25 protein-coding genes and 2 pseudogenes are annotated in these 21,770 nt (G+C 63.5%); 25 read left to right on the top strand and 2 right to left on the bottom strand.

Annotated elements, in window-relative coordinates; genetic code table 11:
* Window positions 1-13: 13 nt before the first annotated feature.
* A complete protein-coding gene (locus IPP68_01680) occupies window positions 14-763 on the bottom strand; it encodes a phosphatase PAP2 family protein (protein ID MBL0349072.1) in 750 nt (249 codons plus the stop codon).
* Window positions 764-812: 49 nt separating this feature from the next.
* On the opposite strand from IPP68_01680, the gene IPP68_01675 reads away from it, so the two are divergent.
* The 12 genes and pseudogenes from IPP68_01675 (at window position 813) to IPP68_01620 (ending at window position 11,687) form a co-directional block, all read left to right on the top strand.
* On the top strand, window positions 813-1,391 hold the full coding sequence (locus IPP68_01675) for a sigma-70 family RNA polymerase sigma factor (GenBank protein ID MBL0349071.1): 579 nt from the start codon (window positions 813-815) through the stop codon (window positions 1,389-1,391).
* An 88-nt stretch (window positions 1,392-1,479) separates the two neighbouring features.
* Window positions 1,480-1,668, top strand: coding sequence for a DUF2892 domain-containing protein (locus IPP68_01670; GenBank protein MBL0349070.1), 189 nt, complete (start codon window positions 1,480-1,482; stop codon window positions 1,666-1,668).
* An 85-nt stretch (window positions 1,669-1,753) separates the two neighbouring features.
* On the top strand, window positions 1,754-2,257 hold the full coding sequence (locus tag IPP68_01665) for a rhodanese-like domain-containing protein (GenBank protein MBL0349069.1): 504 nt from the start codon (window positions 1,754-1,756) through the stop codon (window positions 2,255-2,257).
* A 67-nt stretch (window positions 2,258-2,324) separates the two neighbouring features.
* On the top strand, window positions 2,325-2,960 hold the full coding sequence (locus tag IPP68_01660) for a TetR/AcrR family transcriptional regulator (protein MBL0349068.1): 636 nt from the start codon (window positions 2,325-2,327) through the stop codon (window positions 2,958-2,960).
* A complete protein-coding gene (locus IPP68_01655) occupies window positions 2,957-4,315 on the top strand; it encodes a TolC family protein (protein ID MBL0349067.1) in 1,359 nt (452 codons plus the stop codon). The genes IPP68_01660 and IPP68_01655 overlap by 4 nt, the downstream gene beginning before the upstream one ends.
* A complete protein-coding gene (locus tag IPP68_01650; GenBank protein ID MBL0349066.1) occupies window positions 4,312-5,031 on the top strand; it encodes an efflux RND transporter periplasmic adaptor subunit in 720 nt (239 codons plus the stop codon). Before IPP68_01655 ends, IPP68_01650 begins: the two co-directional genes overlap by 4 nt.
* Window positions 5,032-5,056: 25 nt before the next feature.
* Entirely contained in the window at window positions 5,057-5,803 is a 747-nt protein-coding gene (locus IPP68_01645) for an ABC transporter ATP-binding protein (GenBank protein MBL0349065.1), read from the top strand.
* Window positions 5,800-6,714, top strand: a complete 915-nt coding sequence (locus IPP68_01640) for an ABC transporter ATP-binding protein (GenBank protein ID MBL0349064.1) — start codon at window positions 5,800-5,802, stop codon at window positions 6,712-6,714. The genes IPP68_01645 and IPP68_01640 overlap by 4 nt, the downstream gene beginning before the upstream one ends.
* Window positions 6,711-7,840 (top strand): annotated as a pseudogene (locus IPP68_01635) (ABC transporter permease). Before IPP68_01640 ends, IPP68_01635 begins: the two are co-directional and overlap by 4 nt.
* Before the next feature lie 65 nt (window positions 7,841-7,905).
* Window positions 7,906-8,939: pseudogene (locus tag IPP68_01630) on the top strand (ABC transporter permease).
* A 231-nt stretch (window positions 8,940-9,170) separates the two neighbouring features.
* A complete protein-coding gene (locus IPP68_01625) occupies window positions 9,171-10,031 on the top strand; it encodes a DUF4912 domain-containing protein (GenBank protein MBL0349063.1) in 861 nt (286 codons plus the stop codon).
* Between the two features lie 30 nt (window positions 10,032-10,061).
* The gene (locus IPP68_01620) at window positions 10,062-11,687 is read left to right on the top strand and encodes a DUF1957 domain-containing protein (protein MBL0349062.1); all 1,626 of its coding nucleotides are present in this window, start codon (window positions 10,062-10,064) and stop codon (window positions 11,685-11,687) included.
* Here IPP68_01620 and IPP68_01615 read toward each other — a convergent pair.
* On the bottom strand, window positions 11,684-12,595 hold the full coding sequence (locus IPP68_01615; GenBank protein ID MBL0349061.1) for a hydrogen peroxide-inducible genes activator: 912 nt from the start codon (window positions 12,593-12,595) through the stop codon (window positions 11,684-11,686). The two genes, IPP68_01620 and IPP68_01615, sit on opposite strands and share 4 nt — an antisense overlap.
* 95 nt (window positions 12,596-12,690) lie before the next feature.
* Here IPP68_01615 and IPP68_01610 point away from each other — a divergent pair, with 95 nt between their 5' ends.
* From IPP68_01610 to groES, 13 genes are all read left to right on the top strand, one after another.
* Window positions 12,691-13,161 (top strand): DNA starvation/stationary phase protection protein, encoded by a 471-nt coding sequence (locus tag IPP68_01610; protein MBL0349060.1) that lies wholly within the window; start codon window positions 12,691-12,693, stop codon window positions 13,159-13,161.
* 22 nt (window positions 13,162-13,183) lie between these two features.
* Window positions 13,184-13,783 carry a redoxin domain-containing protein gene (locus IPP68_01605; GenBank protein ID MBL0349059.1) on the top strand — a complete coding sequence of 200 codons (600 nt, stop codon included), beginning with the start codon at window positions 13,184-13,186 and terminating at the stop codon, window positions 13,781-13,783.
* A 128-nt stretch (window positions 13,784-13,911) separates the two neighbouring features.
* The gene (locus tag IPP68_01600) at window positions 13,912-15,369 is read left to right on the top strand and encodes a catalase (GenBank protein ID MBL0349058.1); all 1,458 of its coding nucleotides are present in this window, start codon (window positions 13,912-13,914) and stop codon (window positions 15,367-15,369) included.
* 210 nt (window positions 15,370-15,579) lie between these two features.
* Window positions 15,580-16,272 (top strand): thrombospondin type 3 repeat-containing protein, encoded by a 693-nt coding sequence (locus IPP68_01595; GenBank protein MBL0349057.1) that lies wholly within the window; start codon window positions 15,580-15,582, stop codon window positions 16,270-16,272.
* Window positions 16,269-16,646, top strand: a complete 378-nt coding sequence (locus IPP68_01590; GenBank protein ID MBL0349056.1) for an OmpA family protein — start codon at window positions 16,269-16,271, stop codon at window positions 16,644-16,646. Before IPP68_01595 ends, IPP68_01590 begins: the two co-directional genes overlap by 4 nt.
* An 85-nt stretch (window positions 16,647-16,731) precedes the next feature.
* Window positions 16,732-17,154 carry a large-conductance mechanosensitive channel protein MscL gene (gene mscL / locus IPP68_01585; protein MBL0349055.1) on the top strand — a complete coding sequence of 141 codons (423 nt, stop codon included), beginning with the start codon at window positions 16,732-16,734 and terminating at the stop codon, window positions 17,152-17,154.
* A 12-nt stretch (window positions 17,155-17,166) separates the two neighbouring features.
* Window positions 17,167-18,351: an OmpA family protein gene (locus IPP68_01580; GenBank protein ID MBL0349054.1), complete on the top strand. Its 1,185-nt coding sequence runs from the start codon at window positions 17,167-17,169 to the stop codon at window positions 18,349-18,351.
* Between the two features lie 132 nt (window positions 18,352-18,483).
* Window positions 18,484-18,948, top strand: coding sequence for a DUF481 domain-containing protein (locus tag IPP68_01575; protein MBL0349053.1), 465 nt, complete (start codon window positions 18,484-18,486; stop codon window positions 18,946-18,948).
* Entirely contained in the window at window positions 18,855-19,073 is a 219-nt protein-coding gene (locus IPP68_01570) for a DUF481 domain-containing protein (protein MBL0349052.1), read from the top strand. The genes IPP68_01575 and IPP68_01570 overlap by 94 nt, the downstream gene beginning before the upstream one ends.
* Before the next feature lie 110 nt (window positions 19,074-19,183).
* Entirely contained in the window at window positions 19,184-20,269 is a 1,086-nt protein-coding gene (locus IPP68_01565; GenBank protein ID MBL0349051.1) for an alkene reductase, read from the top strand.
* Window positions 20,270-20,402: 133 nt separating this feature from the next.
* Window positions 20,403-20,810, top strand: coding sequence for a hypothetical protein (locus IPP68_01560; GenBank protein ID MBL0349050.1), 408 nt, complete (start codon window positions 20,403-20,405; stop codon window positions 20,808-20,810).
* Entirely contained in the window at window positions 20,807-21,253 is a 447-nt protein-coding gene (locus IPP68_01555) for a prepilin-type N-terminal cleavage/methylation domain-containing protein (protein MBL0349049.1), read from the top strand. The genes IPP68_01560 and IPP68_01555 overlap by 4 nt, the downstream gene beginning before the upstream one ends.
* 187 nt (window positions 21,254-21,440) lie before the next feature.
* Window positions 21,441-21,758, top strand: coding sequence for a co-chaperone GroES (gene groES, locus IPP68_01550; GenBank protein ID MBL0349048.1), 318 nt, complete (start codon window positions 21,441-21,443; stop codon window positions 21,756-21,758).
* The last annotated feature ends 12 nt before the right edge of the window (window positions 21,759-21,770 follow it).

Genomic DNA, 21,770 nt, shown 5'->3' with positions numbered 1-21,770 from the left:
AGAAAAAATCGTTTTAGAACGCCCACACCCAGTACACCCCCCGGCCGTCGGTGCGCAGGGCGCCCCCGTGGCGCGCCTTGTCCCACCGTCGAACGGCTTTGCCCGTGACGATTCCCAGGGTGGCGCCGGCCACCACATCGCTGGCCCAATGTTGGTCTTGATAAAGGCGCCCCACCGCCACCGCGGTCGCCAAACCGTACGCCAAGGAGTCCACGACGATGGAATCGTATTCGTCCGCCACGACGGCGGCGAAGGTGAAAACCGTGGTGGCGTGGCCCGAGGGAAACGAGGCGTTCTTGGCGGCGGCCCCGTGGAGCGCGTGGAAGGTGTCGGCGTCGTGGTCCACGTAGGGCCGACCGCGACCGAACACGGTCTTGAGCCCGAGGACAGCGACCCCGCTGACGACCAGGGCTTCCGCACCGCTCCGCCCCACGCGCTGCAGCGGCTCGTTTTGGCCCAGGACGCCGCCGGCGTAAAGGACTCCGGAGAGCGCCAAGGGCACTTGGGTTTGCCCCAGCAATTCCATGACGGTGCTTTTTCGGGCGTAATCGCCGTGATCCAAACTCTTGGCGATGAAGTTCTGGGATCGAATGTCGCTTTGAACCGTCCGATCAAGGGTAAAAGCCAGCAGGGTGAGTCCGGTGCCCCAGAGGGCGATGGATTTAACACCTTCCGGATTGTCCGGGGACGGCGGCGCGGCGTGAAGGCCGCCGGCCCCCGCAGAGAACACCAGCGCCAGAAACCCGTTGCGGGCCCTTTTCATTGGAAACTTGGCTTGGCGAGTCATGTTTGGATGATACAATGACGGCTTCATGGTTGACGAGACCCTCCTCATTCAAAAAAGCCGCGCCGGAGACCGAAAAGCCTTTGAGGGGCTGCTGCGGCTTTACCAGGACCGGCTTTTTCGCCTCGCCCATAAAGTCTGCGCCCAGGCGCCGGCCGAAGCCGAGGACGTTTTGCAGGACACGATGCTGGCCGCCTTCAAAAAAGTGAAGGGATTTCGGGGCGATTCGTCCCTGGGAACGTGGCTGTACCGGGTCGCCTCCAACCTCTGCTGGATGCGCCTCCGTCGAAAACGCCGGGAGGCTTTGGAACCGCTGCCCGCGGGTCCGGACGCGGAAGCCCGGGGGGCGTTGGCCTCGAAGGACCCGCTCGACGATCCCGCGGCGCGGGCCCGCCGAAACGAGCTTCGCCGCGCCGTGGGCCACGCCCTGGAAGGCCTCCCCGCCGATCAACGGGCCGTGGTCGTCCTGAGCGACGTTCGGGAAATGAAAAACCGCGACATCGCCCGAACGCTGGGGCTGTCCCTCCCCGCGGTTAAAAGCCGCCTCCTCCGGGGCCGGCGCTGGCTTCGAACCCATTTGGAAAAAAAAGACGTTCGGTCCCGTTAATTCGGTTGCCTTTGGGGAATTCCGGACATCCAATAAACGAGCCTTCGGCTCCCGAGGTCGTCACCCCCGATCTTAAAAGGAACACATGATTAAATGCAACGTGGGTGGAGCGGATCGCGCTTTTCGCGTCGCGGTCGGGGCCGGCTTGATCGCCTTCGCCCTGATCGCCAAAAACCCCTGGGGCTGGATCGGCTTGTTGCCCCTCCTCACCGGCTTGTTCAAATTCTGCCCGGCGTACACCATCTGTAAAATCAGCGCGAACAAACAACCCCAATAAGTCCGCCGAACCACCGGCGGACCCTCGCCGGAATCTCGGCCTTCCGGGGCCGGTTTCGGGGCCGGACCCTTGTTATAATGGGTCCATGACCTCGCCGACCATCCCCGTCGAAGAGTTCCGGCGCGCTCTGGAGACGGGGAACGCACTCGCCGTGGACGTTCGGGAACCGGACGAATTCCGGCACGAACGCATCGCGAACACGGTCAATCACCCCTTGAGCCGATTGGACCGGACCCTGAACACCCTCCCCCGGGACCGGGATCTCTATGTGTTTTGCCAAACGGGCATCCGCACGGCCCGAGCGGTCGAGGTTTTAAGCCAGGCCGGCTTCGCGCGGATTCGATTCGTCGATGGCGGCGTGGACGCCTGGAAGAACGCCGGGTATCCCACAATGAAGTCCGGCGGCCCCCTTCCGATTCAGCGCCAAGTTCAAATCGTCGCGGGCGGCCTGGTCGTCCTCGGCCTCGCCACGGGTCAACGGTGGCTGTCCTTCCTGATCGGGGCCGGGCTTCTCTTTTCCGGCCTCTCCGGCACCTGCGCCCTGGCCGCCCTCCTCGCCAAGCTCCCCGGAAACCGCCCCCGCGCTTAAGCCCCCGCGCAGGCGGCCTTGCGCCATTAACTGGTCGTGTGTATAATTATGCGCCCGGATAATTACAATGACCCGCCCTTCCAACGATCTGGATCAACGCCTTTTGGCCGCCGGCCGCACCCTGCTCGACGAGCGCGGGTTCGGCGGATTGTCCGTTCGCGCCGCCGCGCGCCGGGCGCGGGTCAACCCCGGCATGTTCCATTACCACTTCAAAACCATGCGGGCCTTCAAACGGCAACTTCTTCAATCCCTTTACGAAGAATTCTTCCGGGATTTCTCCCTTCGCCAAGCGGAAGCCCGGGGCGGGCCCCGGGAGCGCCTGATCGAGGCCCTCCGGTACCTCGGGCGTTTCGTTCGGGACCACCGTCAATTGGGGCTTTCCCTTCTCGAGGAAGCCGTCCGCGGAGACGCCGAAGTGTTGGACTTTCTTAAAACAAACTTCGGTCGGCATTTGGCCATCCTGCGCGGGCTGGTGGACGAACTCAAAAGGCGTGGCGGCTTGGCCACGTGGCCGCCGGCGGCGGCAATGTCTTTTCTCATGTCGTCCGTCGGTCTTCCCAGTCTTTTTGTGGCGGGGTTGCGGCGGGCGGGGGCCAAGCGCCCCTACGGCGAGCCGCTGGCCCGGGTGGAGGAAGCCGTTTTGACCGACGAAGGCATTGACCGACGCGTGCGGGCCGCAGTGCGCGGGCTGGGGATCGCGTGAGCCGCTGGAAAAGCGGGTTCGCGCTTCTTCTCTGGGCCCCGGCGCTTTTGCGGGCCCAGGATCTGAATTTGTCGCTCGCGGCGACCGAAGCGTCGGCCGTGGCCCGATCGCCGCAACTCGCGGCCCAGGGGGCGGCCGAGGCCGCGGCGGAGTTTCGGGCCCGGGCCCAAAACGGGCGGCGGGCGCCCGCGCTTTCGCTGGACGGGAATCTTCGCTACCTGTCCGAGATTCCCGCTTTTCGCCCCACCCCGGCCGCCCCTCCCGTTGAAATGGGAGACCACCGGAACTATTCCCTGGGCCCCACCCTGACCTGGACGGTGTGGGATTTCGGCTCCCTGCGGTCCTCCGCTCAAAGCCTCACGGCGCTCGCGGGCGCCCGGGCCAACGACCGGGACGGTGCGGAACGCCGGCTTCGACTGGCGGTGCGGATGGCTTATTTTCAAACGCGGGGATGCCTGGAACGATTGCGGCTGGTGGCGGACGCCCTCCGACTGGCCCAGGCCCAGCACCACGACATCGACCTGCGGCGAACCGCGGGCGCGGCCAGCCGGGAGGACACGCTCAAGGCCCACGGCGAAGTGTTGGCCCGGCGCCGCGCCCTGCGCGAAGCCCAAACGGATTTGGCCGGAGCCCTCCGGGATCTGCTCGCCCTCGCCAACCAGGCCGTCGACGTCGATTTAACCCGCCCGTGGCCCCGGGGCATCGCCCGCCCGGCGGAGGTAACGGAACCGTCGGCCACGGTGGCGTTGGACGACGAGGCGTCCTTGTTGACGCGGTTCGCCCCCGCGATGGAATACCCTTTCGACGCCCGCCACCCGGATCTCCAATCCCTGGAAAACCAGGCCCGCGCCGCGGACCGCGCCGCGGCCGGACTGCGCGGCGGCCACGGCCCCGCCGTGGTTCTCTCCGCCCGAAGCAGCCGGGATTACCCCAACGGCCCCGTGCACGAAACCATCACGCAAAACAGCGCGGGCGCCACGCTTCGTTGGTCCCTGTTTGAAGGAGGGCGGGCGGTGCGGGAAACCGACGAGCAGGAGTCCCTGGCGCGGGCCGCCCGGGAGCGGCGGCGGCAGGGCGAAGAAGACCTCCGTCGGGACTGGGCCAAGGCCCGGGATCGCTGGGCGGGCGCCCGGGAGGAAACCGACCTCAACCGCGCGGCCATCGAAGAACGGACGGAAGTGGCGCGTCTCACCTACGACGCCTATCGGGCGGGACGGACGCCGTTTCTGGAAGTGCAAAGCGCCAACCTTCAACTGCTGGACGCCCAAACCGCCCTCGCGCGTTCCCGTCTGGCGGAATTGTCCCAATTGGCGGTGATGGAATTCCTCTCCACAAAAGGATCGGTGTCCCCATGAGAAAAAAAATTATTCCGCTGGTGGCCGCGGCGCTCGTTCTCGGAGCGGCCGCCGCGCGGTGGGGCTGTCGGCGGCCTTTCCGTTACGCGGGGACGCTGGAGGTCACCGAGGTCGAGCTGTCCCCCCGGGTGGCCGGATTGATCCGCGAGGTGGCGGTGCGGGAAGGCGACGCCGTCAACAAAGACCAACTGGTCGTTCGTCTGGACGGCGACGACCTTCGTTTGGCGGCCGATTTGGCCGACCGGGATTTCCGGCGCGGCGCCTCCTTAAATAAAAACGGCTCATTGCCCGACGAGGCCCTGGACCGCCTGCGATTTAAGCGCGACGACACCGCCCTTCGCCTTTCCTGGTGCGACCTCCGCGCCCCGTTGGACGGCCTCGTTCTTCACCGCCATCGGGAACCCGGCGAATGGGCGGCGCCGCCCCAGCCGCTGGTCACGCTGGCGGACGCGGCCCACCCCTACGCCTATTTTTACGTGGCCGCGCCCGTGATGGCGCGTCTGACCGTCGGCCAAAAAGTGGCCGCCACGCTCCCCGAATTGGGCGACCGGGCGGCGGCGGGCGCCATCGTTTACGTCCGGGGCGAAGCCGAATTCACGCCCAAAAACGTTCAAACCCGGACCGAGCGGGAGCGCCTGGTCTTCGGCGTTAAAGTGGCCTTCGACAACGCCGACGGCGCCCTGAAGCCCGGGATGACCGTCGAAGCCGCCTTTTAACCGCCCCGGCGGGCCCCGCGCCCCCATGCCCCTCGCCCTCCGCGCCGTCGGTCTTCATAAACGTTTGGGTTCCCACAACGCCCTGGACGGGGTCACCGCCGACTTCACCGCGGGCGGCTTGCACGGGTTGATCGGCTCGGACGGCGCCGGCAAGACGACCCTGCTTCGAACGCTCGTGGGCCTCCTGCGCCCCGACGCGGGGGTCGTCCACTACCGAGACGGGGAACGTTCCCTTTCGCTGGAAGAGGCCCGCCCGGGCTTGGCCTACATGCCCCAACAACAAAGCCTGTACGGCGACCTTTCCATCGCCGAGCATTTGGATTTTTTCCGGGACCTCTACCAAATCCCGGCGGCCGTGTACGGCGAGCGGCGGGCGCGTTTGCTGGGTTTGACGCGGTTGGATAAATTCCAGGACCGGCCGGCGGGAAAACTTTCGGGCGGGATGTACAAAAAACTGGGGCTCATGTGCGCCCTGCTCCGAACCCCCACGGCGCTTCTGTTGGACGAGCCCACCAACGGCGTGGACCCCATCAGCCGCCGGGAATTTTGGGATCTGCTGCACGACCTCCGGCGGGACGGCCTTCTAATCATCGTGGCGACGGCCTACATGGACGAAGCCGAGCGGTGCGGCCACGTGCATTTGATGGAAAACGGCCGGGTGTTGGCCGACGGCGCGCCCCGGGACCTTTTGGCCCGGGAAGGCGTCCGCGGGTTTTCCGAGTATTTCATCCGCCGGGCGGAAGGCGCGCGCCCGGCCGGGGACGGCCGGTGACTCCCGCCGTTGAAACCGAAGGCCTCACGGTCCGCTTCGGGGGTTTCACCGCCGTGGACCGCGTGACCTTTTCCGTGGAGCGCGGGGAGATCTTCGGCTTTTTGGGCGCCAACGGCGCCGGGAAAACCACCACGATCCGGGTTTTGACCGGCCTCCTGGCCCCCACCGAAGGCGTCGCCCGGGTCGCGGGACTCTCCTTCGCCGACGGCGCCGACGCGATTAAAAAACGGGTGGGTTACATGTCCCAAAAATTCACCCTGTATAACGATTTAACCGTCGCGGAAAACCTCGAGTTCGCGGCCGGTCTTCGCAAAATTCCGTCCACCCTTTTTCGGGAGCGCGCCCGGCGGCTGTTGGCGTTTGTCCGTTTCGACCATCCCTTAAACGCCCTCGTGCGGGATCTCCCCGGGGGATTGAAACAGGAAGTGTCCCTGGCCGCCGCGTTGTTGCACGAACCCGACGTCGTTTTTTTGGACGAACCCACCGCCGGGGTGTCCCCGGCCGCCCGGGCCCGGTTTTGGTCCCTGATCCGGCGGCTGGCCGGGGAAGGGCGCACCGTGTTCGTCACCACGCACTACATGGACGAGGCCGAGGAATGCGGGCGGATCGCCCTCATGCGCGCCGGACGCGTCATCGCCTTGGGCGCGCCGGCGGATTTGAAGCGGGACGCCTTTCCGGAACGCCTGGTGGAGTTGGAGTGGGCCGGGGAACCCCTCGCGGGGTGGCGGGAAGAGCTACGGACCCGCGCGGCGCTCACGGTGGTTCCCCACGGCCTCTATCACCACGCCCTGATCCGGGACGAAGGCGCTTTCGCGGATTTCCTCGGACGTTCCCCCGCCTTGACCGCCCGAACGGTGTCTCCGTCCCTGGAAGACGTGTTCATCCGCCTGGTGGAAGGGCGGGATCGTTGACTCCGCGTCGACCGGCGTTTCATTGGGGCCGCGCCCGCGCCGTCGCGAGAAAAGAGGTCCATCACATTCTGCGGGACCCCTTTGTCTTGGCCATGGCCCTGGGGGTGCCGGTTTTCCTCGTCGTATTTTTCGGCTACGTCCTGGACTTCGACGTGAAGCGGATCGCTTTGGCCGTGGTGGACCACGACCAGAGCCGGGCGTCCCGGGAACTCGTGGACCTTTTTTCGAGCGCCGCCTATTTCCGACCCCGGCCGCCGGCGGCGGGCCTCACGCCGTTGGGGAGGCTGGAGGAAGGCCGGGCCAAGGCGGCGCTCTTCATCGACCCCGGCTTCGGCCGCCGCGTGGCCGACGGCGTGCCGACGCGGGTCCAAGTGGTGCTGGACGGCTCCGACAACCAGACGACCGGGGTGGTGGGCAGTTACCTGGGGGGCCTTCAGCGGGCCGCCGGCCGTCGGTGGTCCCCCGCGCCGCCCGCCGGAGGCGTGGAGCTCCGCACCCGCTTCCTCTTTAATCCGGAACTCAACAGCCGCTGGTTCATCGTGACCGGATTGTTCGTGGTGGCGGTCGGCGTTCTTTCGATCCTGCTCACGGCCCTCACGGTGGCCCGGGAATGGGAAACCGGGTCCATGGAACTGCTGCTTTCCACCCCGGTCCGTCCTTTGGAAATCATCCTCGGCAAGTTGGCTCCGTACATGGGGCTTTGCCTCGGCGCCGTGACGCTGGTTTACGGCGCGGCGCGGTTGGCCTTCGGGGTCCCTTTTCGGGGAAGCCACCTCGTGTTCCTCCTGGCCTGCGTTTTGTTTCTGGCCTGCACCTTGGCCCAGGGCCTGCTGATTTCGGTCGTCACGCGCCAGCAGCAGCTGGCCATGCAACTGTCCAACATCACGGGGCTTTTGCCCGCCACGCTCCTCTCGGGCTTCATCTTTCCCGTCGAGAGCATGCCGCTTTTTTCCGGGTTCTCACGTCGCTCCTCCCCCCCCGTTGGTTCATCGATTGCTGCCGGGGGATTTTCCTGAAAGGGGCGGGCCTCCGGGCATTGGCCGTTCCCCTGGGGGCGTTGGCCTTGATCGCCACCGGGCTTGTCGCCTTGGCGACGAAAAAATTCAAACGGGACCTGGAACCGTGAGGGTCAATCCGACGATCCGGGCCTTTTTGAAAAAAGAATTCATCCAGGCCCTGCGGGACAAGCGCATGCGGGTCATCATTTTCGCGATTCCCGTCGTGCAGATCACCGTCTTCGGTCTGGCCTTGTCCAACGAAATTAAAAACGTTCAACTGGCCCTTTACGCCGCGCCGACAGACGCCCTGGCCCAGGACCTCCACCGTCGGGCGCTGGCGTCGGGGTGGTTTCGCCCCGCCCGCGGAACGGACGCCGACCCCGTCGAAGCGATTCTCGCGGGCCGGGCGGACGCGGCCTTGGTGGCTCCGGCGGAAACACTGGACCGGGCGCTGGCGCGGGGGGAAGGCCGGCTTCAACTCCTGGTCGACGCGACCAACGCCACCAAGGCCCGCGTCGTCGAAAATTACGTTCAAGCCCTTCTGGCCCGAACCCTCCGGGACCGCCTCGGGAGGGGCCCCGCTCCGCCGGTGGCCTTCGACGTCCGCGTCCTCTACAATCCAACCCTAACCACCTCCCACTACCTGGTGCCCGGGGTGATGGGGCTGATCCTGACCTTGGTGACGATTCTCCTGACCAGCATGTCCATGGCCCGGGAACGGGAACTGGGAACGTTTGAAACCCTGATCGCCGCGCCCGTGGCCCGGTGGGAGATTTTTGTCGGGAAAACTCTGCCCTACGTGATCCTCGGCATGGCGGACGTTCCCCTCGTGCTGGCGGTCGGCGTTCTGGGATTCCAGGTGCCTTTTCGCGGTCCCCTGTGGGCGGTGGGGCTGGCCTCGTTGGTTTTCGTTTGCACGACAGTGGCGATCGGCACGTTGATTTCGACCTTCGCCAAAAACCAACAACAGGCGATGATGGGCGGTTTTCTGTTTTTGTTTCCGGCCATCCAATTGTCGGGGTCATGGCGCCTTTGGAAAATATACCCGCCGCGGTGGTCCCTTTTTCCTGGCTCAACCCCCTCCGGTTTTTCGTCGCGCTGATGCGGCACTTGATGCTGAAAGGATCGATCGGGTCTTTTTATTGGATTAATCTTGGGGCCCTGGCCTTGCTCGCCTTGGGGGCGGGGGCTTGGAGCGTTCAGCGATTCCGGCGCACGGCCACTTAAGAATGGGGGGATCGTTCGATTGTTTTGGCGGGTCGAAGGACCGGGAAAGCCTTACCCTAAGTGTCATGTTTGCCTTTTCTTTTTAATGCATTTTTGATATTTTGTCCTAAGAAATCCCACACATTATTTGGGGACAGTTTGCGTGGGTCTCGCACTTTCATATATCCGGTCACACCCAAAGCGGGGAGCAAGGGCCGGATCGGTTTTTCCCGGCGGACCCGGGCCACGAACATGACATCGCATCTCAACACCCCATCGTCTTTTTTATCCGGGCGGCCGGCCACCCCGCCTCAAACCGGCCCCCTGCCCCGGGACTACGGCACCACCCGCCTGGTTCTGCTCCCCCGCGATCCCCGTTGGATGTACTGTTATTGGGAAGTGGCCCCCTACACCTGGGACGAAGTTCGCCGCCAGTTCGGTTCCGAGATCTCCCGGGGCCGTCCGGTCCTCCGCCTCCACGCCGAGCACGGCGGGAAACGCACGGCCTTCGACGTCGACGTCAATCTGGACGCCCGCAATTGGTACGTCTATTCTCCCCGGGGCGACGGCCAATGGCACGCGGAACTCGGCCTGATTCTCCCGGACGGACGCTTTGTCCTGTTGGCCGTTTCCAACAAAATCCGCCTCCCTTCCGGCGAGGTCTCCGATCTTTTCGATGAGAAATGGGGCGTCCTCAAGGCGGAGTGGGAACGCCTGTTCGAGCTTTCGGGCGGTGGCCGCCTGGGCGCCGGCTCGCTCGACATGGCCAAAATGCTCGCCCAGCGTTGGGAACTGCTGCGGGGCCTGTCCTCCCTTTCCAGCTTTCCGACCTCGCCCGGCGGCGCCAGCTGGAGCCGCCCCCCGGGGCGCCCCAAAGGATTTTGGCTCGTGGCCGACTGCGAAGTCATCGTCTACGGCGCCACGGAACCCGACGCGCGGGTCACGTTCCAGGGCCGTCCGATTCCGCTGAACCTCGACGGCACCTTCTCCTTCCGCTTCGCCCTGCCCGACGGCCAGCAGCATTTTCCCATCCGGGCGACCAACGCCGACGGGGACTTGTCGCGCTCGGTGGAATTCATCGTCTCCCGCGAAACGCGTAAAGGGCGGGAGTGACGCCGCCATGACGGCCCGGGCCCGTCTCCCATGACGCCGGCGCCCCAGGGGTTTTTAAACCTCGTTTTGCACGCGCACCTGCCCTACGTGCGCCATCCGGAATATCCCGATTTCCTCGAAGAAGATTGGTTCTACGAAGCCATCACGGAAACGTACGTGCCGCTTCTGGACATGATGGAGCGCCTGGCCGGGGAAAACATCCATTTCCGCCTGACCATGAGCCTCACGCCGCCTCTTTGCAACATGCTCGCGGACGAACTGCTCATGTCCCGCTATCGCGTCAAACTGAACACCCTGATCGAGCTGGCGGAAAAAGAAGTTCTGCGCACCCGCCAATTGCCCTCCGCCTACCAAGAAACCGCCCAAATGTATCTCTCCCGCTTCCGCCGCGTGCGGGAGATTGTTGACGCCTGCGGCGGCCGGCTGCTGCAGCGTTTCCGGGCTCTCCAGGACCACGGCCTTTTGGAAATCATCACCTGCGGCGCGACCCACGGCTATTTGCCTCTCATGATCCACGAGGAATCCCGGCGGGCCCAAATCCGCGTGGCGTCGCGCGATTACCAACGGCATTTCGGCCGCCCCCCCCGGGGCATTTGGTTGCCCGAATGCGCCTACGCCCCGGGCGTGGACGCGCTCTTAAAAGAAGAGGGCATTTCTTTTTCGTTCCTGGATTCCCACGGCCTGCTTTTTGGAAAACCCCGGCCGCGCCACGGCGTGTTCGCGCCGATCTTCGCCCCGGGCGGGGTGGCCTTTTTCGGACGGGACATGGAAACCGCCCAACAGGTTTGGTCCGCCGAGCAGGGCTACCCCGGCGATCTGTCCTATCGGGAATTCTACCGGGACGTGGGCTACGATTTGGACTACAACTACATCCGGCCCTATTTGCACGAAGACGGCGTGCGGCGCAACATCGGCATCAAATACCACCGGGTCACCGGCCGGGTGGCCCTGGCCGACAAGGAACCCTACCAACCGGCCCGGGCCCGGGAAACCGCCGCCGCCCACGCGGGGAACTTCCTTTTCAATCGGGAAAGGCAAATCGAATATTTAAAAGGCGTGATGAACCGGCCCCCCGTGGTGACGTCCATTTACGACGCGGAGCTCTTCGGCCATTGGTGGTTCGAGGGTCCGGACTTCCTGGAATGCCTGCTTCGCAAAATCCACTTTGATCAAAACCTGTTTAAGACCACCAACGGCGTGGAATACTTGGCCCAGGTGCCGGAACAACAGATCGTCGAGCCCGAGCCGTCCAGCTGGGGCGATAAAGGCTACCACGAAGTGTGGCTGAACGCCTCCAACGACTGGATCTACCCCCATCTGCACATCGCCGCCGAGCGGATGATCCGCCTGGCCAACATCCACCCCCACGCCGACGGAATACTTCGGCGCTACCTGAACCAGGCGGCCCGGGAGCTTTTACTGGCCCAATCGTCGGACTGGGCGTTTTTGATGACGGTCGGGACCGCCCGTCAATACTCGGAGAAGCGCACCCGGGACCACATCGGACGATTTTTGGATTTGTTCCACCGGATCAACGAAAACCGGATGGAAGAAGGCCCTCTCGCTCCGATCGAAGGCGCCGACAACATTTTCCCGGACATCGATTACCGGGCCTACCAAAGCGCTCCCCTGCGGGAAACCGCCGGGGTCCGCTAAACCTTCTTTTCCCCTTCCTCCACCGCCGAGGTCCAGGCTCGGGCCAAGGCCTCCAGCACGGCTTTTTGACCCGGGGTGCCCGCGGCGCCCGAGCGCCACAGGGCACCGATTTGCCGCCGGGGTTCCGGTCGCTCAAAGGGGATGAATCGAAGGCCCGGGCTCTCCCCCGGATCCGCGGCGATTCGGGGAACCAGCGTCACGCCTTCCCCCGCCGCCGCCAACCGCATCACCGAACCCAAACTGCTGCCTTCAAAAATAACGCGCGGATCGTTGGCCGCCATTTTGCAAAAAGCCAGGCTTTGCTGGCGAAAGCAATGACCCTCCTGAAGCACCAACATTCGCTCCTCCGCCAAGTCCCGCACCGAAACGGTTTTTTTTCGCGCCAACGGGTGGTCCGGAGCCACGGCCAGCCGGAAGGGCTCCTCTCCAAAGGGCCGGGCCGTGAACCCGCGCTCCCCCACGGGCAACGCCAGCAGGCCCAAATCCAGTCGGCCGTCCTTCAATTGGCCGAGCAACAGGGAGGTCGTGACTTCGTGGATTTCCACCGTCAACCGGGGCGCGCATTTTCGCAGGAGGGGCAGGGCGCGGGGCACCACGTACGGGCCCACGGTGGGGATCGCGCCCAGTCGAACCACCCCGGTGGGCTCTCCCGCGTCCGCTATTAAGTCCTCCGCCGCGCCGTCGAGGGCGGCCAACGCCGGCAAGATCTTGTGGATAAACTTTTCGCCCGCCGGGGTCACGCGCACCCCCCGGGGGGACCGCTCAAAGAGGGCGGCGCCCAGCTCCCGTTCCAGTTTTTTCAGCCCCTGGCTCAACGTCGGCTGGCTGACGTGCGCGCGGTTCGCCGCCCGGACGAAATGCCGTTCCCGATACACCGCCGCCGCGTAGCGCAATTCCTGCATTTCCATTATTGAATACTCCTATTTAACGTATTCACACAATCGATTTGATCTATTGTATGACACGGGGTAGAATGGGGTCAAGAAATTCCAGGAGGAACGCCATGACCAACGCCGCCCCGCTCAAACCCGCCGCTCCGTCCGTCGTCGTAGAGGCCCTGACCCGGGTCCTCGCCGACAGTTACCGGCTCACCGTTAAAACCCAAAACTTCCACTGGAACGTGGTGGGGCCCCATTTCGCCCCCCTGCACGCCCAGTTCCAATCCCAATACGAGGAGCTCGCGGACGCCGTCGATGAGGTGGCCGAGCGTCTTCGGGCCCTGGGCCAACGGGCGCCGGGATCGATGAAGGAATTTTTGGCGCTCGGAAGCCTCCCCGAAGCCCAAAACGAGGAATTGGCCGACGACATGGTCCGGTCCCTGGAAAAAGGCCACCGGGCCCTGACCCAAGGCGCGAAAGCGGCCCTGGACGCCGCCCAGCGGGCGGGGGACGACGTGACGGTCGACCTGATGGTGGAACGCATCGCCGCCCACGACAAGGCCGCCTGGATGTTGAGCAGTTTTTTGGTTCATTGACGCGAAAATTGAAGGAGGAGCTATGAGCGACACCGCAAAAATCGGTCAGGTCGTCCCTGACTTCCAGATGGACGTCTACGACCCCCGGTCGGGGGAGTTCGGCACTTTCTCGCTGGCCGAAGCGCGCAAGAAAGGGCAGTGGACCGTCCTCGTGTTTTACCCCGCCGACTACACGTTCGTGTGTCCGACGGAATTGGCCGACGTGGCCCGCCAACAGGACGAGCTCGCCAAATCCGGCGCCCAGGTGCTCGGCGTGAGCCGGGACACCAAGTTCGTCCACCTCGCTTGGCGACGGGAGGAAAAACTCCTCAAAGACGTCCGTTACCCCCTGGCCTCGGACCCGACCGGCGCCGTGAGCCGCCTCTTCGGCGTTTTGGACGAAGCCAGCGGTTTGGCCTTCCGCGGCACGTTCATCATCGCGCCGGACGGCAAATTAACCGGGTCCGAAATCAACTTCTTCAACGTCGGCCGAAGCGCGGAGGAACTGGTGCGTAAAGTGAAGGCCAACGTCTACCTCGCCCAGCATCCCCAGGAAGCCTGTCCGGCCAACTGGTCGGAGGGCGCAAAAACCCTAAAACCCGGCGCGAATCTTGTGGGCCGGGTGGCCGACGCCCTCGCTTAAAACGGGGGTCCCACCCGGGCTCGCCGCCCCGGCCGATGTCGGCCGGGGCGCGGGGCCACCGATTGAGCGCACAACAAAGGGCTTGCCCCGCGAGCGCGCGGGTCCATCAAACCAAAGGAGTTTCCTTCATGAATGACGAAAAAAAATTGACCACCGCCGCCGGTTGTCCCGTGGCCCACAACCAAAACGTGATGACGGCCGGAGCGCGCGGCCCCCAACTCTTGCAAGACGTCTGGTTCCTGGAAAAATTGGCCCATTTCGACCGGGAGGTCATTCCCGAGCGCCGCATGCACGCCAAAGGTTCCGGCGCCTACGGCGTGTTCACGACCACCCACGACATCACCCGCTACACCCGCGCCAAACTTTTCTCGGCCGTCGGTAAGAAAACCGAGCTCTTCGCTCGGTTCACGACGGTCGCCGGAGAACGCGGCGCGGCGGACGCCGAACGGGACATCCGCGGTTTCGCGGTAAAGTTTTACACCGAGGAGGGCAACTGGGACATGGTGGGCAACAACACCCCCGTCTTTTTCCTCCGCGACCCGCTGAAATTCCCGGATCTGAACCACGCGGTCAAACGGGACCCACGCACCAACCTGCGCAGCGCCAAGAACAATTGGGATTTTTGGACGTCCCTGCCGGAGGCCCTCCATCAAATCACCATCGTGATGAGCGACCGGGGGATTCCCGCGACCTACCGCCACATGCACGGGTTCGCTTCCCACACCTTCAGTTTCCTCAACGCCCAAAACGAGCGTTTTTGGGTCAAGTTCCACTTCAAGTCGCAGCAGGGCATTCGCAATCTGACCGACCTGGAGGCGGAGTCTCTGATCGGCAAAGACCGCGAAAGCCACCAGCGGGATCTTTTCGAAAGCCTCGAAAAGGGAGAATTCCCACGCTGGACCCTCAAGGTCCAGATTATGCCGGAAGCGGACGCCTTAAAAACGCCTTACAACCCCTTCGATCTGACCAAAGTCTGGCCCCACAAGGACTACCCTTTGATCGAGGTGGGCGTTATGGAACTCAACCGAAATCCCGAGAATTTCTTCGCGGAGGTCGAGCAATCCGCTTTCAACCCCGCCAACGTGGTCCCGGGAATCGGCTTTTCGCCTGACAAAATGCTCCAAGGCCGTCTTTTCGCCTACGGCGACGCCCAGCGGTACCGGCTGGGGGTCAACCACCACCAAATCCCCGTGAACGCGCCCCGGTGCCCGGCCCACAGCTACCATCGGGACGGGGCCATGCGGGTGGATGGGAATTTCGGCGGCACCATCGGCTACGAACCCAACAACCAGGCTGAATGGCGGGAACAACCCGAGCGGGGGGAGCCGCCCTTGGCGTTGAGCGGCGCCGCCGCCCATTGGGATCACCGGGAAGACTCGGATTATTTTTCGCAGCCCGGGGCTCTTTTTCGCCTCATGACCCCGGCTCAACAGCAGGCTCTTTTCGCAAACACGGCCCGCTCCGTCGGCGGAGCTCCACGGGACATCCAACTTCGACACGCGGCGCATTGTTTCAAAGCGGACCCCGCCTATGGCGAAGGAGTCGCCAAGGCCCTGGGGATCCCCGGAAACGAAATTCCGAAATAATCGCCGCCCCGGCCGACATCGGCCGGGGCGCGCGGACGTGGGGCTTCCCTTCCCCCCGGAAGTTCGCTAAAATCTCGTCGGTGGTTTTCGGCCGAGGAGCTCCCATGCGCAGATCCCTTTTCCCGCTTGTTTTGATTTTCATCGGTTTTCCCCTTTTCGCCCAAGACATCCGGGAACGTTGGGGCGTGGGCGGCGCCGTGGGCTACGGCGATGTCCTTTCCCCGCCGCGTCCAAAAAGACACCGGGGCGGACCTCTATCTTTCCGGATGGGTGCGGGAAGGCATCGGGTCCAACACCGAGTTGATCGCCGCCCTGGACGGCCTGTCGGCCGCCGGAAGTTCCGCGCGCACCGGGATTCGCGCGCGCGCCCTGACTCTGGGCGTTCTTCAACCGCTGAATCGTCCGGAGGATTGGGCCCCCTATTTCGTGTTGGCGGGCGGCGCCGCTTTCGTCCACGCCCCGGGCGCCGTGCGACCCGATGTCGTCCAACCGGTGGCCAAACTCGGTTTGGGACTGGAGCGCTACGTGGGCGCCAAGTCCACCTTGGGGCTTCAACTGAATTACCACCACCTCCTGTCCAACGGCCGTTACGCTCCCAAAACCAGCGCGGCCTCCGTGGCCCTCACCTACACCTCTTTTTTCTACTGCGGCCGGGGCGCCCAAAAAGTATTGGCGACGCCCGCGGCCGCGCCCCCGCCCAACGTGACGCCCGTCTATTCCCACCCGACCGCGGTGATCGCCCAGGACACCGACGGGGACGGCGTGTCCGATCTCCAGGACAACTGCCCGGACACCCCCGAAGGACAAACCGTCGACGCCTTCGGCTGCCCCAAGGACTCGGACGGGGACGGCGTGCTGGACGATTTGGACGCCTGTCCCAACACCCGGCGGGGGCCCTGGTGAACAGCGCCGGCTGCCCGGCCGAAACCGTGAGCGTGACGCTGGACATCAAATTCGACGCGGGCCAATTCGCCGTCAAACCCGCCTTCGACGAACAAATCGGCAAAGTGGCCGATTTTATGGCCCGGTTCCCCAACACCACGGTCGTCATTGAAGGCCACACCGATAACGCGGGGAACCCCGCCACGAGCCTTCCGCTCTCCCAGCGGCGGGCCGACGCGGTGCGCCAAGTTCTCGTGGCCAAGTTCCACGTGGCGCCCGGACGCGTGACCGCCAAAGGCTACGGAGACACGCGCCCCATCGCCAACAACAAAACGCCGGACGGACGCGCGGCCAATCGCCGCGTCATCGCCACCCTGTCGGCCACGAAAAAATAATCTCCCGCAACAAAAACAACGATTTCGGACGCGGGGCGGAACCCGGCGCCGCGGGATTTTTTTTAAAAAACTGTTGGAGGAAGACATGTCTCTCGTCAAAGAATTCAAGGAATTCGCCATGCGCGGCAACGTGGTCGACATGGCGGTGGGCGTCGTGATCGGCGGCGCCTTCGGCAAGGTGGTGTCGTCCTTTTTGAACGACGTGGTCATGCCCCCCCTGGGCATGCTGACCGGCGGCGTGGACTTCACGGACAAAGCCGTGACGCTCAAGCCCGCCGCGGAAGGCGCCAAGGCCGTGTCGCTCAATTACGGGGCCTTCGTCACCACCTGCGTGGATTTCGTCATCGTGGCGTTTGCGATCTTTGTCGTCGTCAAGATCATGAACAGCCTCAAGAAAAAAGAGCCCGTCGCGGCCCCCGCCCCGACGGAAAAAGCCTGCCCCCAGTGCCTGCTCACCGTTCCCATCGCCGCGAAAAAATGCGGCCATTGCACCAGCGTCATCGCTTAAGCTTTTAAAACCATGAAGGAGTTCTCCATGAAACGTCTTATCGCATTGCTGGCTCTTATTTTCCCCCTGGCCCTGACCGGCCTTCAAGCCGAGGACGCCACCGGGCGTCTCGGCCTCGGCGGCGCCTTGGGCTTGAACGACGCCTACGCGCGAAAATCCCTTCGCCGGGGAACCGACGCCGATGTTTTCGGATCGGCTTGGCTCCGGTTCGGTTTCTCCAAAAAGAACGAATTGATGTTGGGCTACGACAACCTTCAATTGAAGCCCAAGGGCGCCGCGGCCGCCGGACGGTCCATCGTTCAGCCCGTCACTTTGAACCTCTGGCATTCGGTGTCCGCCGATCGCCGCCTCACCCCCTTCTGGGTGGTCGGCGCCGGCGTGGCGGATTTGCGCCGGATGGACGTTTCCCGCCGCACCGCCTTGGCTGTCCAGGCCGGCGGCGGGTTGGAATATTTCGTCTGCCGCGGCTTCAGCGTGGGCGCGTTGATCCGGGCGCACCACGTGGCCAACCGCCATTCCAACGGCACGACGGAAGGCACGCTTTTTTCGGCCGGTTTGATGGCCAACGTGTTTCTGCCCGCGGGTCCCGCGGCGGAACCCGCGGCCCCTCCGGTGGTTCAATCCGCCCCCGTTGAAAAAGCCGTTGCGGCTCTTCCCGCGCCGGACGCGGACGGCGACGGCGTGGCCGACGCCTTGGATCAATGCCCCGGCACCGCCCGCGGCGTCGCGGTGAACGCCAACGGCTGTCCCCGGGATTCCGACAACGACGGCGTGTCGGACAACGACGATAAGTGCCCCAACACCCCCGCCGGGCAACTGGTGAACGCCGAAGGCTGCCCCACCGAAACCGTGAGCGTGAACCTCGACATCAAGTTCGACCCCAGCCAGGCCGTGGTGAAGCCCGAATTCGACGCGCCGATCAAAAAAGTGGCGGACTTCCTGGCCCGCTTCCCCGGGGCGACCGTGGTCATTGAAGGCCACACCGACAACGCCGGCAATCCCGCCACCAGCCAACCCTTGTCCCAGCGCCGGGCCGACGCCGTCCGGAAGGTCCTCGTTGAGAAATTCGCCGTCGATCCCGCCCGGGTGACCGCCACGGGCTTCGGCGACGCCAAACCCATCGCCGACAACGCCACCGCCGCCGGACGCGCCCAGAACCGCCGGGTGGTCGCCACCGTCTCGGCCGTGAAGAAATAAGGGGGCTTTCATGCGCAAAATCCCGACGATCGCCCTGGCGCTTCTTTCCACCGCGGCCCTTTGGGCCGACGACGCCAAGCCCTGGAAAGATCAGGCCCAGCTTAGCTACCTGAGCGCCAACGGAAACACCAAATCGACCACGATCGGCGCGTCGAACTTGTTCAGCTGGACCACGGGGCGCTTCCTGATCGAGCTTCCGGCCGGTTCCCTCAACACCAAAAGCAAGGGCGAACGTACCGCCGAACAGTATTACGCGGGCGAAAAGCTCCATGCAAAATTCACGACCGCAATTACGCCTTCGAAAAGTTCCAATGGGAACGGAACACCTTCGCGGGCTTTGATCACCGCTACGACGTGTCGGGCGGTTTGGGTCGCGAATTCTGGAAAACCGACACCGACAGCTTGCTGGCGGAGCTGGGCGGCGGGTATCAACGAACAACGGGTGAAGACCGCGGGACGCACCAAGTTCGGCTCGGGCCGGGGCTACGCGAAGCATCCGGAAGTTGTCGGCGACGGCGGATTTCAGTCAGGACGCCGAATACCTCCACAACTTCAAGGAAAGCCGGGACTACCGGGTCAACACGGAAACGGCGTTGATCGCGTCCTTGTCGACAAACCTGTCGCTCAAGGTGTCCTACGGTTGGAAATTCCGAAACCTTCCCCCGCCGACCTTCGCCAAAAGCGATTCGCTGACGGCCGTTTCGTTGATTATTAATTACTAAACCGCTTCAACGGGGCCCGTCCGGGGTTTTTCTCCGGGGCGGGCCTTTTTTTTGGCGGGAACCATTTTCTCCGTGTCGCGTTGTTGTAGAGACACTTAGAGGAGGATTTCATGTCCATGCTTTTCTCAAAATTCAATCTGGGGCCCTTGGCCTTGCCCAACCGCCTGGTCATGGCGCCCATGACCCGCTGCCGCGCCGCGGAAGGAAACGTCCCGACGGACCTCATGGCGGAATACTACGCCCAACGGGCCTCGGCCGGCTTGATCATCACCGAAGCCTCCCAGGTTTGCCCCGAAGGACAGGGCTACGCCAACACACCGGGCATTTACAGCGAGGCCCAGGTGGCCGGATGGGCCAAAATCACCTCCGCGGTCCATCGGGCGGGTGGACGGATCGTGATTCAGCTGTGGCACGTGGGCCGGATTTCCCATTCCCTCTTTCAACCGAAGGGCGCCCTTCCCGTGGCTCCCTCGGCCATCGCCCCCAAAGGCACCGTTTATACGCCCCAGGGCCCCAAACCCTACGAGACCCCTCGGGCGCTCGCCCTGGAAGAACTCCCCGGAATCGTCAACGCCTACCGCCAGGCCACCCTGAATGCCAAAAAGGCCGGATTTGACGGAGTGGAAATCCACGGGGCCAACGGTTACCTGCTGGATCAATTCCTCCGGGACGGCAGCAACAAGCGGACGGACCGATACGGCGGATCGGCGGAAAATCGGGCCCGATTGCTTTTGGAAGTCACCGACGCGGCCATTCAAGCCTGGGACAAGGACCGGGTGGGCGTCCGGCTTTCGCCCGGGGGCACTTTTAACGACATGGCCGATTCCGATACGGTGGGGACTTTTTCCTACGCGATTCGGGAATTGGACCGCCGGGGCGTGGCCTTCATCCACCTGAGGGGAAACCACGGCGGACGATGTCCGCCACGGGGCGCCCACCTTCCCGCCGCGACCTTCCGATCCCACACCCGCCGCCCGCTCATCGTGAACGCGGGGTATGACAAAGCCCGGGCCGAAGAAGTTCTGAGCAAAGGCATCGCCGACCTGGTGGCCTTCGGCGTGCCCTTTTTGGCTAACCCGGACCTGCCGAAGCGGCTGGAAACCAACGCCCCGCTGAACGCCCCGGACACGGGCGCCTTTTACGGCGGTTCGGCCAAGGGATACACGGATTATCCCGTTTTATCAACACAAAACTAAGTTATTCATTCCCGTTTACGAAAAATCCACCCCTCTTGGGGGGTGGTTTTGTTGAATTTAGCTTTCCTGGCGCCATGCTTAAGGTGTGAAACCAAAACCGCTCAAATTCAAAGGGTTCACCTTAATCGAACTGATGATCGTGGTCGCCATCATCGGCCTCCTGGCGGCCATCGCGATCCCGAAATTTTCGAACCTGGTTATCAAGGCGCGCGAAGCCGCCATTCGCGGACAAATTGGATCCATCCGCAGCGCTATTAACATTTACTATGCAGACAACGCCGGCATTTACCCCGCGGTGGACGGTTTTTTTGAATTGAACTCCTTGGTCCCAAGATACATCGACGCCGTTCCGGCGATCACCATTCCGACGAATCCCGGGGCGCATCCCGCCAACAATTTGGTCACGGTGGGAGGCCCAGGGCCGATTTGGGAATGGGCGGACGTGCTAGGCCCCACCGCTTGGATGTTATCCGACAACGGACAATTCGCCGTCCACTGCGATCACACCGACAGCAAAGGCTCCACGTGGAGTTTATTTTGAAAGTGCCACGGGGATTTACCTTAATCGAACTGATGCTCGTGGTCGCCATCGTCGGCCTCCTGGCGGCCATCGCCATCCCGAAATTCGCCAATCTCGTGGACAAATCGAAGGAGGCGGCCGCCCGGGGGAAGTTGGGGACGATGACAAGCGCGATGAATTTGTATTACGCCGACAACGAGGGGGCGTATCCGGTTGGTTTTTTGGCCACGGGGTCGCCGCTGGTGCCTCGTTATTTGGGGGAACTGCCTTACGTTGAAATGCCGCGAACCATCGCATCCGGTCGTCACCGGGGAAATCTTATTGCGAGCGCCGGCGTGCCTTGCTGCGTGGACGATTGGTTTTCCGACCTGGGCGTCGCCTGGCACTACAGCCTCGTGGACCACATCGTGCGCCTCAACTGCACCCACACCGACTCCAAAAACGTGACCTGGAGCCTTTGGTAACCATTGACAACCGTCCTCCAAATCAACTAGAATTATCACACACCGAGCGAGAGTGCTGGTTTTGAGTTCCCGAACCGGCCATTTATCGACGGAAAAGAGCCACAAGGCCCTCCGGGGTCCGTGGCATTTTATTCGAAATTTAATTAGCAATCGGTTTAACTGATTGCCAGCAATGGAGGAAACTAGCATGGTTGACGCGGTTCTCACCAAAGTGAAAATCCGTCCTCTGGGCGACCGGGTGCTGGTCAAGCCCTTGGACAAAGAGAAACAGGAACGCGGCGGGATCATCATCCCCGACACCGCGAAGGAAAAGCCCCAGGAAGGCGAAATCGTCGCCGCCGGCAAAGGCAAAGTGTCCGACGACGGCAAAGTCCTGCCCATGGACGTCAAAGCCGGGGACCGGATCCTCTACGGCAAATATTCCGGCACCGAAATCAAGATCGACGGGGACGAATACCTGATCATGCATCAGGACGACATCCTCGGCATCTTGGAATCCAAATAATTTAGGAGAATC

This window comes from Elusimicrobiota bacterium (assembly GCA_016722575.1).
In the GTDB taxonomy this organism is placed as follows: Bacteria; Elusimicrobiota; Elusimicrobia; order FEN-1173; family FEN-1173; genus JADKIY01.
The sequence above is the reverse complement of the archived record's forward strand: the minus strand, read 5'-3'. Positions and strand labels throughout refer to the sequence as shown.

Bases quoted from the DNA above. Each gene is read 5' to 3' on its own strand.
- IPP68_01680 (MBL0349072.1), bottom strand. From the start codon at position 763: ATGAAAAGGGCCCGCAACGGGTTTCTGGCGCTGGTGTTCTCTGCGGGG.
- IPP68_01675 (MBL0349071.1), top strand. From the start codon at position 813: ATGGTTGACGAGACCCTCCTCATTCAAAAAAGCCGCGCCGGAGACCGA.
- IPP68_01665 (MBL0349069.1), top strand. From the start codon at position 1,754: ATGACCTCGCCGACCATCCCCGTCGAAGAGTTCCGGCGCGCTCTGGAG.
- IPP68_01660 (MBL0349068.1), top strand. From the start codon at position 2,325: ATGACCCGCCCTTCCAACGATCTGGATCAACGCCTTTTGGCCGCCGGC.
- IPP68_01650 (MBL0349066.1), top strand. From the start codon at position 4,312: ATGAGAAAAAAAATTATTCCGCTGGTGGCCGCGGCGCTCGTTCTCGGA.
- IPP68_01645 (MBL0349065.1), top strand. From the start codon at position 5,057: ATGCCCCTCGCCCTCCGCGCCGTCGGTCTTCATAAACGTTTGGGTTCC.
- IPP68_01625 (MBL0349063.1), top strand. From the start codon at position 9,171: ATGACATCGCATCTCAACACCCCATCGTCTTTTTTATCCGGGCGGCCG.
- IPP68_01620 (MBL0349062.1), top strand. From the start codon at position 10,062: ATGACGCCGGCGCCCCAGGGGTTTTTAAACCTCGTTTTGCACGCGCAC.
- IPP68_01615 (MBL0349061.1), bottom strand. From the start codon at position 12,595: ATGGAAATGCAGGAATTGCGCTACGCGGCGGCGGTGTATCGGGAACGG.
- IPP68_01610 (MBL0349060.1), top strand. From the start codon at position 12,691: ATGACCAACGCCGCCCCGCTCAAACCCGCCGCTCCGTCCGTCGTCGTA.
- IPP68_01605 (MBL0349059.1), top strand. From the start codon at position 13,184: ATGAGCGACACCGCAAAAATCGGTCAGGTCGTCCCTGACTTCCAGATG.
- IPP68_01600 (MBL0349058.1), top strand. From the start codon at position 13,912: ATGAATGACGAAAAAAAATTGACCACCGCCGCCGGTTGTCCCGTGGCC.
- IPP68_01595 (MBL0349057.1), top strand. From the start codon at position 15,580: ATGTCCTTTCCCCGCCGCGTCCAAAAAGACACCGGGGCGGACCTCTAT.
- mscL (MBL0349055.1), top strand. From the start codon at position 16,732: ATGTCTCTCGTCAAAGAATTCAAGGAATTCGCCATGCGCGGCAACGTG.
- IPP68_01580 (MBL0349054.1), top strand. From the start codon at position 17,167: ATGAAGGAGTTCTCCATGAAACGTCTTATCGCATTGCTGGCTCTTATT.
- IPP68_01565 (MBL0349051.1), top strand. From the start codon at position 19,184: ATGTCCATGCTTTTCTCAAAATTCAATCTGGGGCCCTTGGCCTTGCCC.
- IPP68_01560 (MBL0349050.1), top strand. From the start codon at position 20,403: ATGATCGTGGTCGCCATCATCGGCCTCCTGGCGGCCATCGCGATCCCG.
- groES (MBL0349048.1), top strand. From the start codon at position 21,441: ATGGTTGACGCGGTTCTCACCAAAGTGAAAATCCGTCCTCTGGGCGAC.